Source organism: Chryseobacterium sp. Leaf394 (assembly GCF_001424105.1).
Lineage (GTDB): Bacteria > Bacteroidota > Bacteroidia > Flavobacteriales > Weeksellaceae > Chryseobacterium.
On sequence record NZ_LMQH01000014.1, the window covers coordinates 257,565 to 269,540 of the forward strand.

Genomic DNA, 11,976 nt, shown 5'->3' on the forward strand with positions numbered 1-11,976 from the left:
TTATTTCGGTTAAATTTAATTTACGATAAACAAAAATAAAAAATAAGGTGAGCCTAAAGAATGAAGACTTGGTACAATCGGAATTTTAAATGATGAAAGATGGATGTGAGGTTGTAAACATATATCTTTCCGCCAATTCAAATTTCCTATCTTTACCGTATAAAAATTTAATTTTAAAATGAAAAAAATAATTCTTCCATTTATATTGGTTATGTCGCTGTCAGTACCGGTTGCGGCACAGAAAACTTCTGTAAAAGCAGAAGCATCTACCTCAAAATCGCAGATGAGTGCTCAGCAGGTGATTGATAAATACGTTGCAGCAATGGGTGGCAAGGCAAAACTTGAGTCTGTGAAAACCAGCATTGTCGGTAATACAATTACTGTACAGGGTATGGAAATTACCATGAGTACAAAGAAAATGGGTAATAAATTCAAATCGTTACAGAGCATAATGGGACAAGATATGACTCAGGTTTTTAACGGTGAAAAAGGATATTTTGAACAGGCGGGAAAGAAAATAGATATTCCGGCTGATAAAATAGCAGAGTTTAAAAAAGGAAAAGTGATTGAGGCGCTGGGATATGATGCTGCCAATTTTACATCGGTTGCTTTGGAGCAGATTGATGGTAAAAACTATAACGTTTTAAGCTCAGAAAAAGGAAAATTCTTTTTCGATGCCGATACCGGTCTTTTATATAAGTCTGAAACAAAAGAAGGAAATGCTATCATAAAAAGCTACATGACAGTAGACGGAATAAAATTCGCTGAACTCATTGATGCAGAAGGAAATGGACAGAGCGTAAGTATTAAGACAACCAAAGTTACCCTGAATTCCGGTGTATCTGAAGCAGATTTTAAAATCAATTAAGCTTTCTTAATTAGTGAAAATCAAGTTTTTAATATTTTAAAAATCCTCGTAAAAACCGGAAAATACTTCCGGTTTTTTATTTAACTATATTTTAACTCACTCAGGATTTCAATTTTCTTTTACGCGTGAATAATTTTTTTAATTTTATCGCGTTAAACAAAACGAGAATTAAAATTCAAAACATGAGAAAAATTTTATCGTCCGTAGCGGCAGTTGTTCTAATGTCGTCTATGTCTTTTGCACAGAATATCCCAATGGATCCTTCTGTGAAAACAGGTACTCTTCCGAACGGAATGAAGTATTACATCAAAAAAAATACATTACCGGAGAAAAAAGTAGACTTCAGACTGGCCATTAATGCCGGATCTATTCTTGAAGACGAAAACCAGAGAGGTCTGGCTCACTTTATGGAGCACATGAACTTCAACGGAACCAAAAACTTCCCGGATAACAAACTGGTAGATTTCCTACAGTCTATCGGTGTGAAATTCGGTCAGCATTTGAATGCTTATACTAGTTTCGACGAAACGGTTTACATGCTTCCTGTACCATTGGACAAACCGGGGAATCTTGATTCAGGTTTAAAAGTAATGGAAGACTGGGCTTTCAACGCAACCCTTACCGATGAGCAGATCAACAAGGAAAGAGGTGTTGTTCTGGAAGAATTAAGATTAGGATTAGGTGCAGACAAAAGAATGTCTGACAAATATCTTCCTAAAATGCTGTACAAATCTCAATACGCCAACAGACTTCCAATCGGGACAAAAGAGGTTCTTCAGAACTTCAAACCGGATGTGATCAGACAGTTCCACAAAGACTGGTACAGACCGGATCTTATGGCTATTGTTGTGGTAGGAGATATTAATGTAGATGAGGTTGAAAAGAAGATTAAAGATAACTTCGGGAAATACAAAAATCCTTCGAAGCCTAGAGAAAGAAAGGTTTTTGACCTTCCAAGCCACAAAGAAACTTTGGTAGCTATTGAAACTGATCCGGATGCTACAAACTCAATGGTTCAGTTCATCATGAAAGATGCTGATGCTTATCAGCCTGATGTTACTGTGGAGCAGTACAACCAGAGCCTTGTAGAAAATCTTGCTACTACAATGCTTAATAATAGATTAAGAGAACTAATCAATTCAAATAATCCTCCGTTCACTTACGGATCTGTTTATCATGGCGGAACGTATGCAAGAACCAAAGAAGCATTACAGGGCTTTGCAATGGTGAAAGAAGGTACACAGGTGAATGCTTTGAAAGTGCTTTTGGAAGAAACTGAGAGAGCAAAAAGATTCGGGTTTACACAGGGAGAATTAGACAGAGCCAAAGCTCAGATTATGTCTAATATAGAAAGAACTTACAACAACCGCGACAAAACCGAAAGCGATGTACTGGTAGACGAATATGTAAGAAACTTCCTTGAAAAAGAACCAATGCCGGGAATTGCCTGGGAATATGAAGATACCAAGACATTTTTACCAACCGTTACTCTTGCCCAGACCAACGATGTGATGAAGCAGATGGTGAAAGACGACAGCCGTGTAATTGTTGTGACAGGTCCTAAAAAAGACAATGTAGCAATGCCTACAGAAGCTGCTGTTTTGAAGGCTTTTGATGATGTGAAAATGGCTGATCTTAAACCTTACGAAGAGAAAGCATCCATTAAAAATCTGGTAAAACCTTTCAAATCTGAAGGTAAAATTGCCAAAACGGAGACCGATGCAAAACTGGGAACCACAACCTGGACTTTAAGCAATGGTGCGAAAGTAACGTTCAAAAAAACAGACTTTAAAGATGATGAAATTGTTTTCACGGCGAGAAGCCTTGGAGGAAGTTCGGTAATCAATGATGCAGATTTTAACAAGACTCAGTTTGCCTATTCTGCATTGGCTGAAGCTGGTGTAAATGGTCTGTCTAAAGGAGATCTTACCAATTATCTTGCAGGAAAGCAGGTAAGTGTGAATCCTTTTATCGGTAACCTTACTGAAGGGATCAACGGAAGAACAACGCAGAAAGACCTTCCTGCTGCTATGGAAATGGTTTATGCTTATTTCACAGGTTTAAATTACAGTCCTGAAGCATTTGGTGCCTTCAAAACCAAGCAGTCTGCGATGTTGGATAACATGTTGTCTAATCCTCAATTCTATTTCTCAAGCGAGCATGCTAAATTTATGAATCAGAAGAACCCGAGATTTATCGGAATTATCCCGATGGAGAAAGACTGGGCAGCAACTGATTACAAAAAAGCGTATGACGTTTACAAAGAGAAATTTGCCAATGCAGGAAATTTCCATTTCTATTTTGTGGGAAATATTGATGAGGCTAAATTTAAAAATGAAGTGCTTCAGTATATCGCAAGCTTACCTTCTACAGGTAAAACTGCCAAATATAAAGATACAGGCTACAGACAAATGACGGGCGACTATTCTAAAACCTACAAAAAAGGAAAAGATCCTAAGAGTATGGTAACCATCGCTTATTCCGGTGAAGCGCCTTACAATGAGAAAGAAGCGTTGGCTTTGGAAGCTTTAGGTGAAGTGGCAACAATCAAGGTAATCGAAAAACTGAGAGAAGATGAGAGCGGAATCTATGGTGGCGGAGCAAGAGGATCGATGAATAGAGTACCTTTCAATAGCTATTCTTTCAGCATCAACTTCCCTTGCGGACCTGAGAATGCTGAAAAACTGACGAAAAGTGCTATTGCAGAAATTCAGAAACTGATAGACAAGGGTCCTGAGCAAAAAGATCTTGACAAGTACAAGGAAGGAGAGTATAATGATGACAAAACCAATATGAAAGACAATTCATACTGGATGAACAACCTGGCGAAAAACCAGCTTGACGGAAGTGATAAATACGAAATCATGAACTATACAGAAAAAGTGAAAGCACTAACTGTAAAAGACCTTCAGGATGTTGCTAAAAAATACCTGACTAAAAACAGAGTCGTAGCAACGCTGATGCCGGAAGACGGATGGCAAAATGCTCAAAAAGCAGAAACACCGGCTGCTGTAAAGGCAACGGTAGCAAAGTAATTTTTGTCCGATTATAAATGAAAAACCACCGCAGAAATTTTCTGCGGTGGTTTTGTTTTCTATTAATTTTATAAAAGAGGGTAATGTGTTCAAAAATAGTTGGTGAAACTCGTCTTATGCGGTTTTACCAGTAATTTATCAAATTTATTTCATTCCTTTCCAAACCTTCAAGGTTTTTAAAACCTTGAAGGTTTAACATATAACATAATCCCAATCTCACCAATAAACCATTAAAACCCTCAAACCCTCAAACTCTCAAACCCTCAAACTCTCCCACACAATCACTCTCCATACTCCTTCTTCCACTCCTCAGCAACATCGCTGAGCGTGGTGTAAAAATCCTCACCAAACTTTCTCGTGAGTGGAGTTTTCAGAAATTTATATACAGGAACCTGCAGTTCTTTTCCTAAAGTGCAGGCATCGCTGCAGACTTTCCATTCATGATAGTTTAATGCTGAAAATGAAGAATATTCAGTGATTCTGATCGGGTAGAGGTGGCAGGAAATTGGTTTTTGCCAGTCAACTGCACCATCTTCATAGGCTTTTTCGATTCCGCATTTTGTGATGCCTCTTTCATCAAAGGTTACGTATGCACACTCGCGGTTTTCTACCATTGGGGTAACATACATTCCGTCTAAAGGATCGGTAGTCCAGGTTCCCTGTTCGTCCAGCGCTTTGATGCCTTCTGCTGTAAGATAAGGTTTTACTTTGTCGTAGATACGGTCTAAAATTTCAAGTTCATCTTTATCTAAAGGCGCTCCCACATCTCCTTCCACGCAGCATGCACCTTTGCATTTGCTCAGGTTACAAACGAATTCTTCAGAAAAAATATCTTCAGAAATCAATTTATCATCTATTTGAATCATAATCTTTTATTTAGTACAAACGAAAAAAGTAAAGCCTTTTTCTACTGCAAAAGTATCAAAAGAAACATTGTGAAAAAAGGAGGCAGACTAGTTTAGAACCAGTCTTTGTTATATTAGAATAATTTTAAATCAGTTTTAAATCAAATTAAACTGCAGCAAAGCTCTGTAAGAAACCAGACTTACGATAATAATCCACAGGCTCACTTCTTTCATCCAATATTTAGGCATAAATCTCAGCATTCGGCTCAGAATAATCGTTACCGGAAATGCGAGAAGTAGAAGATACTCGTAATTTTTGTTCATGTACAGAATTACTGTTACCAGCTGTGCCAATGAAAAAACGAGTAAAAATGTGTATTTATATCGGCTTATAGGGCTTTTCTGATTGTAGTATTTAAAGTGATCGTAGACTGCGTAGATCAGCATCAGAGCAATTGGAATCAGCGGCAGCAGTATTGTGAAATCTTTAATGATCCACAGCTTACCGAAAGGAAAATAGACTTCGTTCCATTCTCTCATATTCAGAAAGTAGGCTACCGAAAAATAACTTAAAGAAATTAAAAGTACTCCGAGCAAAAATCTGAAAATATTTAAACCGATTCGCTCTGAAGTAGCAGCCACGTGAATAAGGACAAAAACCGCCATTGGCCAGGTCGTAGGAAGAAATATAAAATTAAGCGCAATGATGGCACCAACCAGAACGTAGGATTTTTTTCTGAGATCTTCGTTGGTACTCGTCAGTAAAAGCAAAAGAAAAGAATTTGTAAGAAGAGCCACGGCGACACCAAGATCCAGATGGCCCGGATAGAGCCCAAAAATAAAAACTGTGTAGAGTAAAAGAGGCAAATGCGTATGATAATTCAGTGCAATGCTGTTGAAACAGAAATAAGCGAGTGCAACACCCAAAAATGTAATTGCCGTTGTGATAGCACCTAAAGTACTGAAATCAAGTATATTAAATATAATTACAATTAAAAGAAGAAAACCAATATAAACAGGAATTGAAAAAATATTGCTTTCTTTTGAAAGTAATTTAAACATTTTTTATAAATTTGTGCAAAGTTAATTTAAAAAAGGAAAATAATGACGTCTTTCTTTCTGTTCTTAAGTAAAGTTTTCAAAGGATCTTTCGGTTTTTACGACACCTTCGGAAACGTTTTAAACTGGATCTTATTCTTCGTTTGCTGCGTGCTTTTCACGTACTGGTGCTACGTTTTGGTAGTAACCTTGGGTGGCGATAAAGACAAAGAGTATTATTCTCCCACAGAAGGAAAACATCCTTACTACGATCCAACGATCTACAAAAAAGAAGGTTAATTAATTGGTTATATAGAAAAAGACCGGTCAAATTATATTTGATCGGTCTTTTTACGTTTGTACTTTTATTCATGTATCGGCAGCACCAGCACAGGAATCTTAGAATCTCTCGTAATTCCTTTGGTTAAACTGCCTACGAAAACATCATAGATCCCGCTTCTGCCGTGGGATCCCATGACGATGTAGTCGGCGTTTTTATTATCAGCATATTCCAGAATAATGTCTTTGGCAACACCCTGTTTCAAAAGGTGTTCGCAATCAACATCCTGTGACAGAATTCTCTGATTTATTTTATTCAGAAGCACCAGTTCTTCTCTTATTTCATTCTCTTCAATTTCAGGAAAATACTGATAACCCATATCGCCTATGGCAAAACCTATTTCCATTGGGGCAACGTGTATCAGATTAATTTTTGCACCCAGCTGTTTGGCAAATTTAATGGCTCCTTCTACCAGCTGTTCTGTTTTATCTCCGAAATCTACAGGTAATACTATATTGATCATAACTTAAAATTTTGAGGTTTTGGTTATTTTAAAGATACAAAAAATAATGCCGAAACCCAAATTCTAAAGAATTCTGAGGTCTAAAACTTTCTCCTCTTCAAGGTAAGCTTCCAGAATATCGTTCTCAGAAACTTTGCCCACACCTTCAGGAGTTCCCGTAAAAATCAGGTCACCGACTCTTAACGTGAAATATTGAGAAACAAATGCAATGATGTCGTCAACCGTAAAAATCATATCTTTTGAATTTCCGTTCTGAACCTTTTCTTTATTTTTTAAAAGAGAAAAATTCAGGGATTCAAGATTATAATTTTCCTTTTTAAAGAAATTTCCAATCACAGCAGAACCGTCAAAACCTTTCGCAAGTTCCCATGGAAGTCCTTTAGATTTCAGGTCACTTTGGAGATCTCTTGCAGTAAAATCAATTCCCAAACCGATTTCTTCATAATGTTTATTGGCAGATTCTTTCTGAATATATTTCCCGCCTTTCGAAATTTTCACCACCACTTCCAGTTCGTAGTGTACATCATTCGAAAACTCCGGGATGTAAAAATCGTTTCCTTTTAAAACCGCCGTATCGGGTTTCATAAAAATTACCGGTTTATCGGGGATTGCATTTCCCAGTTCTTTAGCGTGTTCGCTGTAATTTCTTCCTATGCAGATTATTTTCATAGTTTTATTTTATATTAAATGTAGTATCAATATCCAGAGAATCTCTTCCGAGATATTGAATGTGAATTTTATTATTTCTATCAGTAATTTTTAAGCTGTCCAGATATTTGCTTCTAGGAAGTGTAAAAAGCTGAGACTTTTTTTCAAAAGGAAAATTTTTCTCAATGTAATAAACATTTTCATTCATGCTCATGCCTAAAACATTGTTTTCAGACTCAATCCTATAGTTTGCGGCCAGTTTTACGATTGTGGGAATTTTATAAAGATTTATATTCAACACAGACGAGAACAGTATCAAAAAAAGAGTATGTAAAAATGGGGTATTAAGAATCAAAATCGTCCAGTTGAAAAATTTGAGAATCTTATTACTAATTCCAAATCTCATGGCTAAAAGGAAACTGCTCAAGGATATGCCGTAAAGAACATTTTGAGTATATGTTCCACAAAAGTCTAGAATTCCAATTAATTCTGTGAGATATAATGTAATAAAAATAAATCCTGAGATCAAAAATATCCTCGCCAACATGATATTTTGCCCGAACAGTTTTTTCGTGATAAAAAACGCAAAAACACCAATTACGAAAATCAAAAGCGAAAAATTAATAACGTCATTCATATCAAAAATGGCATCTAAATTTTTTTATATATGAATTGATACACTCTTCTTAAATTACTTATAACCAATTGCTAATTACTTATTTTTGGGAGCTATTTCCCGCTTTCCGCTGTATCTTTTTTGCTTTAGAAAATTCTGTACCACAGGAAAATTTCATCAAAAGCAAAAAAGTATGCCGCTACAATCGGGGCTAGGAACTGATTGCGCATAAACCACCCCGTCAAAAAATCAAAGATTTTTCGCCACCCCTCCAGAGGAGGGGAATTATTGCTCCTATTTTGAAGAGAAAATTTTAGTTTTTTGATATATTCAATCATTTAAACTCCCATCTTCCAGCTTCCTTACCTCTTAATGTTTAAACTTATTCCCGCAGTGATAGCAGACATAGTTTTCACTCGACAAAACCGAAATTCCAAAGAAACTCGTTGAGCTGTCATCTTTATATAAGTGATTTGAGCCACATTCCGGACACACAAAATCAAAATCCGGATTCTCGATGGTATGATCTACTTCAAGTGCAAATTCCTCATTTTCTTTGTAGTCCTTCAGAACTTGTCCGGCTTTTTCCAGATCTTCTTCAAAAACCTGCAGCTGAATTCCGCCCACAGCCTGCGACAGCAACCAATCCGATTGAATTAGCTGTTCGTTGGCAATAAAACTGTTGATGCCACTTTCTGCAAGAATCTGCTTGTCACGGTTAGCTTCCAAAGCAGTTTCGTAGAATTTGAATTTAACTAAATCACTCATTCTTTTTTAATTTTTGGTTTCCCACAAACTATACAGATTTCTGTGCCACGAATGTTTTCTTCACGCGGATTAAACAGATTACACAGATTTTTTGGTACAAACGAACGGTTAAAGTTGATTTCCCAAAAGAAAATCTTTGATTTTCAATCTCATGTGTTCTAAATTCTCCGTTAGGTTTATAAATTAAAACTAATATGACTTATGTGTCAAACTTCAAAACCTTATTTGAACTTTAAAGCGGGAAATTAAAACTTAAAAACTTTTGTGACTTTTGACTTCTTCGAAATAACATTCATCGACTGTAAAGAGATAATCTTCGATTTGTGATTAAATCAAACCTTACCTGTCAATTGAATTTTAGTAAAAACTTTCTTGGTGTACAAAGGGAAGTCGGCATTTTGTAGCCATCCGTAATATCCTAAATCTTTATTAAAAACATCTTTCACAGCCTGACCTTTGTATTTTCCAAAGTTAAAAACAGGAATATTTTTATCATTAATTCCTATAAAACCTGCCAAATCAGCATTTTTATTGTGAAAAGTAAATTCACTCAAAGCATTGATTTCATTCGGAATGTCATCATATTTTCCAATCTGAGCATCCAGAACTTCAAATGTTGCCATCACATCAGCTTCGGCAGAATGGGCATTTTCCAGAGTTTTTCCGCAGTAAAACTGGTACGCTGCACCAAGATTTCGGGGCTCTTTTTTGTGGTAAATGGTTTGTGCATCAACTAATTTAAATTTGCTTAAATCAAAATCATAATCAGCACGCAGTAATTCTTCGGCCAGTAAAGGCACATCAAAACGGTTGGAATTGAATCCACCCAAATCAGCACCGGTAATCATTTCAACTACTTTAGAGGCAATTTCTCTGAAAGTAGGCGCATCTTTTACATCTTCATCATAAATACCGTGTACGGCGCTCGATTCTGCCGGAATTGGCATTTCAGGATTTACTTTCCAGGTTTTGCTTTCTCTTGAAGAATCAGGATTGACTTTCAGAATGCAGATTTCAACGATTCTGTCTTTTCCCACATTGGTTCCGGTAGTTTCAAGATCGAAAACGCAAAGTGGTTTATGTAATTTTAAGTTCATTATTTTAATTTGAAAATTTGAGAATGGGTTAATTTGAAAATGGAATTTTGATGCTATTTCAATTGCTTATGAAAAATCAACGAAATAATGATGTAATAGATTATTATCAGAGGAATTCCGACTGTTTTAAATATTATTAAAATCAAAACTGCTCCGATAAGTAAAGCAATTTTGGGATAATTATCCTGCAGTTTCATAGATTTGAATTTCATTGCAATCATTTTGATTGGGCTAATTAATAACCATGAGCTTAAAATAGTTATTACTAATAAAATTAAAACTGGTGTTGAATTTTTATCAAATGCATAGTTTTCAAATGGAAAATAAGGAGTCGTCAATAAGTAAATTCCAAAAATCAAAATAGTATTACTCGGTGTATTTAGACCTTTAAAATAATATTTCTGGTCCTCGTCCAAATTAAAAATCGCCAATCTGAGACATGAGAAAAGCGTGATCAGAAATCCAAGATATTTTATTTCCAAAGGAAGATGTAAACCTAAAACTTCACTCCCGAACGGTTCGAGCATTTTAAACATCGCCAAGCCCGGAATCAATCCGAAACTTACCATATCCGCCAAAGAATCGAGCTGAGTTCCCAGATTGGAATTGGCTTTCAGGGCTCTCGCAACAAAACCGTCGAAAAAGTCTAATACCAAAGACAGAATAATGCAGATGGCCGTTGTCTGATAGTCGCCCGAAATCAAATGCACAGCACCCACACAGCCTGAAAAAAGATTTCCCAATGTGATGGCGTTGGCAAGATTGTTTTTAATGAAATTCATGTCAGCAAAATTACATTTTTTAACGATTTCAGGCTTCATTTATATGAACTAAAAATGACAATAGTGTGAATTTAATGTAAATTTACACCCTTAAAAAACAGTTAATTGAAATGAAATTTTTCAGGGAATTGAGGAAAGAAGAAATTCTTATTTTGTGTTACAGAATTTTTCTGGCTTTCGTATTTTATCAGATTGCAAGACTTTTGTTTTGGTTTTTCAACAGAAATTTAATCAAGGTTGAAAGCATTTCAGATTACCTGAATCTTGCTTTTCATGGGATTGCATTTGACCTTACGGCAATTCTGTATGTGAATATGCTTTTTATTTTTTTAAGTTTAATTCCGATTCTCATCAACACAAAAAGCGGTTACCAGAAATTTCTGTTCTGGCTCTACTTTGTCACCAACGGAATTGCTTATGTGATGAATTTCGGCGATTTTATTTACTACAGGTATTCACAGACAAGGCTTACGCTCGCGGCTTTTCAGGTGGCTAAGCATGAAACCAATATTCTCAAAGTTTTTACAACTTCCAGCAAAGAGCATCCGTTTGTGATTATCTGGTTTGTGGTTTTGATGATTCTGTGGGTTTTTCTCTACAGAAGATTTAAAATTAAATACCAAAAACCGGTAAAACTTGTTCCTTATTTTCTTTGGTCACTGCTTATTTTGTGCATTTCTTCCGTTTTAATTGTCGGCGGAATCAGAGGCGATTTTAAGCACAGTACACGACCAATCAATATGGTGGATGCCAATAAATTTGTAAAAACGCCGCTGCAGGGAAATATTGTTCTGAACTCTACTTTTTCATTTTTCAGAACGTTGGGAAGCAATAATTTCAGGGAAGTACATTTTGTGGATGAGAAATTTATTGATGAAAATATTTTCCCATATAAAACTTACGACAGGCAGGTTCCGAACAAACCCAACATCGTTATTTTCATTGTAGAATCTTTTGGAAGAGAATATTCAGGAGCATTTAATAAAGATAAAAATATTAAAGATTTTGTGTCTTACACGCCGTTTATCGACAGTCTTGCAAATAAAAGTCTGATTTTTCCGTATACTTTTGCCAACGGGCGTCAGTCGATTCACGGGATGAGCAGTATTCTGGCGGGAATTCCAAGTCTGACGGATGCTTTTACGAGTTCGCCTTACTCCAATCAGAAAATTCAGTCGATTGTTTCTGTCTGCAACGATTTAGGTTACGATACTTCGTTTTATCATGGTGCGCCAAACGGGTCGATGGGCTTTTTAGGTTTTGGAAATATTTTAGGATTTAAAAATTATTTTGGTTTAAATGAATACAACCGTCAGCAGGATTTCGACGGCATGTGGGCAATTTGGGACGAACCTTTTCTGCAGTATTTTGCGAAAAACACCGGAAAAAAACAACCGTTTATGTCAACCGTTTTTACGGCATCTTCTCATCATCCTTTTAAAATTCCTGAAAAGTATCAGGGAAAATTTAAAAAAG

General features: G+C 36.1%; 11 protein-coding genes and 1 pseudogene. 4 read left to right on the forward strand and 8 right to left on the reverse strand.

The genetic code is table 11. From position 1 onward, the window contains the following. The first annotated feature begins 178 nt into the window (after positions 1 to 178). Both ASG21_RS19025 and ASG21_RS19030 read left to right on the forward strand, forming a co-directional pair. Entirely contained in the window at positions 179 to 868 is a 690-nt protein-coding gene (locus ASG21_RS19025; protein ID WP_056084563.1) for a hypothetical protein, read from the forward strand. 182 nt (positions 869 to 1,050) lie between these two features. Continuing rightward, positions 1,051 to 3,903 carry an insulinase family protein gene (locus tag ASG21_RS19030; RefSeq protein WP_056084790.1) on the forward strand — a complete coding sequence of 951 codons (2,853 nt, stop codon included), beginning with the start codon at positions 1,051 to 1,053 and terminating at the stop codon, positions 3,901 to 3,903. Between the two features lie 281 nt (positions 3,904 to 4,184). Here ASG21_RS19030 and ASG21_RS19035 read toward each other — a convergent pair whose 3' ends face one another. Then, entirely contained in the window at positions 4,185 to 4,769 is a 585-nt protein-coding gene (locus ASG21_RS19035; protein WP_056084567.1) for a DUF3109 family protein, read from the reverse strand. Positions 4,770 to 4,904: 135 nt separating this feature from the next. Continuing rightward, a complete protein-coding gene (locus ASG21_RS19040; RefSeq protein WP_056084569.1) occupies positions 4,905 to 5,810 on the reverse strand; it encodes a DUF6427 family protein in 906 nt (301 codons plus the stop codon). Between the two features lie 42 nt (positions 5,811 to 5,852). On the opposite strand from ASG21_RS19040, the gene ASG21_RS19045 reads away from it, so the two are divergent. Then, positions 5,853 to 6,086, forward strand: coding sequence for a hypothetical protein (locus tag ASG21_RS19045; protein ID WP_056084572.1), 234 nt, complete (start codon positions 5,853 to 5,855; stop codon positions 6,084 to 6,086). 65 nt (positions 6,087 to 6,151) lie between these two features. Here the strand turns inward: ASG21_RS19045 and ASG21_RS19050 are convergent, their stop codons facing one another. The 6 genes from ASG21_RS19050 to ASG21_RS19075 form a co-directional block, all read right to left on the reverse strand. Continuing rightward, positions 6,152 to 6,589, reverse strand: a complete 438-nt coding sequence (locus ASG21_RS19050) for a universal stress protein (protein ID WP_056084575.1) — start codon at positions 6,587 to 6,589, stop codon at positions 6,152 to 6,154. Between the two features lie 63 nt (positions 6,590 to 6,652). Next, positions 6,653 to 7,258, reverse strand: a complete 606-nt coding sequence (locus ASG21_RS19055; RefSeq protein ID WP_056084578.1) for a fumarylacetoacetate hydrolase family protein — start codon at positions 7,256 to 7,258, stop codon at positions 6,653 to 6,655. A gap of 4 nt (positions 7,259 to 7,262) precedes the next feature. After that, complete coding sequence (locus tag ASG21_RS19060; RefSeq protein ID WP_056084581.1) at positions 7,263 to 7,874, reverse strand: hypothetical protein; 612 nt, start codon at positions 7,872 to 7,874, stop codon at positions 7,263 to 7,265. A 348-nt stretch (positions 7,875 to 8,222) separates the two neighbouring features. Then, on the reverse strand, positions 8,223 to 8,621 hold the full coding sequence (locus tag ASG21_RS19065) for a DUF2007 domain-containing protein (RefSeq protein ID WP_056084585.1): 399 nt from the start codon (positions 8,619 to 8,621) through the stop codon (positions 8,223 to 8,225). Positions 8,622 to 8,953: 332 nt separating this feature from the next. Further along, a complete protein-coding gene (locus ASG21_RS19070) occupies positions 8,954 to 9,718 on the reverse strand; it encodes a 3'-5' exonuclease (RefSeq protein WP_056084589.1) in 765 nt (254 codons plus the stop codon). A gap of 53 nt (positions 9,719 to 9,771) precedes the next feature. After that, positions 9,772 to 10,500 carry a CDP-alcohol phosphatidyltransferase family protein gene (locus tag ASG21_RS19075; RefSeq protein ID WP_056084793.1) on the reverse strand — a complete coding sequence of 243 codons (729 nt, stop codon included), beginning with the start codon at positions 10,498 to 10,500 and terminating at the stop codon, positions 9,772 to 9,774. Between the two features lie 170 nt (positions 10,501 to 10,670). Here ASG21_RS19075 and ASG21_RS19080 point away from each other — a divergent pair. After that, positions 10,671 to 11,976 (forward strand): annotated as a pseudogene (locus ASG21_RS19080) (sulfatase-like hydrolase/transferase); the annotation flags it as partial.

Coding starts and splice junctions, on each gene's coding strand:
- ASG21_RS19025 (WP_056084563.1), top strand. CDS start 179: ATGAAAAAAATAATTCTTCCATTTATATTGGTTATGTCGCTGTCAGTA.
- ASG21_RS19030 (WP_056084790.1), top strand. CDS start 1,051: ATGAGAAAAATTTTATCGTCCGTAGCGGCAGTTGTTCTAATGTCGTCT.
- ASG21_RS19035 (WP_056084567.1), bottom strand. CDS start 4,769: ATGATTCAAATAGATGATAAATTGATTTCTGAAGATATTTTTTCTGAA.
- ASG21_RS19040 (WP_056084569.1), bottom strand. CDS start 5,810: ATGTTTAAATTACTTTCAAAAGAAAGCAATATTTTTTCAATTCCTGTT.
- ASG21_RS19045 (WP_056084572.1), top strand. CDS start 5,853: ATGACGTCTTTCTTTCTGTTCTTAAGTAAAGTTTTCAAAGGATCTTTC.
- ASG21_RS19050 (WP_056084575.1), bottom strand. CDS start 6,589: ATGATCAATATAGTATTACCTGTAGATTTCGGAGATAAAACAGAACAG.
- ASG21_RS19055 (WP_056084578.1), bottom strand. CDS start 7,258: ATGAAAATAATCTGCATAGGAAGAAATTACAGCGAACACGCTAAAGAA.
- ASG21_RS19060 (WP_056084581.1), bottom strand. CDS start 7,874: ATGAATGACGTTATTAATTTTTCGCTTTTGATTTTCGTAATTGGTGTT.
- ASG21_RS19065 (WP_056084585.1), bottom strand. CDS start 8,621: ATGAGTGATTTAGTTAAATTCAAATTCTACGAAACTGCTTTGGAAGCT.
- ASG21_RS19070 (WP_056084589.1), bottom strand. CDS start 9,718: ATGAACTTAAAATTACATAAACCACTTTGCGTTTTCGATCTTGAAACT.
- ASG21_RS19075 (WP_056084793.1), bottom strand. CDS start 10,500: ATGAATTTCATTAAAAACAATCTTGCCAACGCCATCACATTGGGAAAT.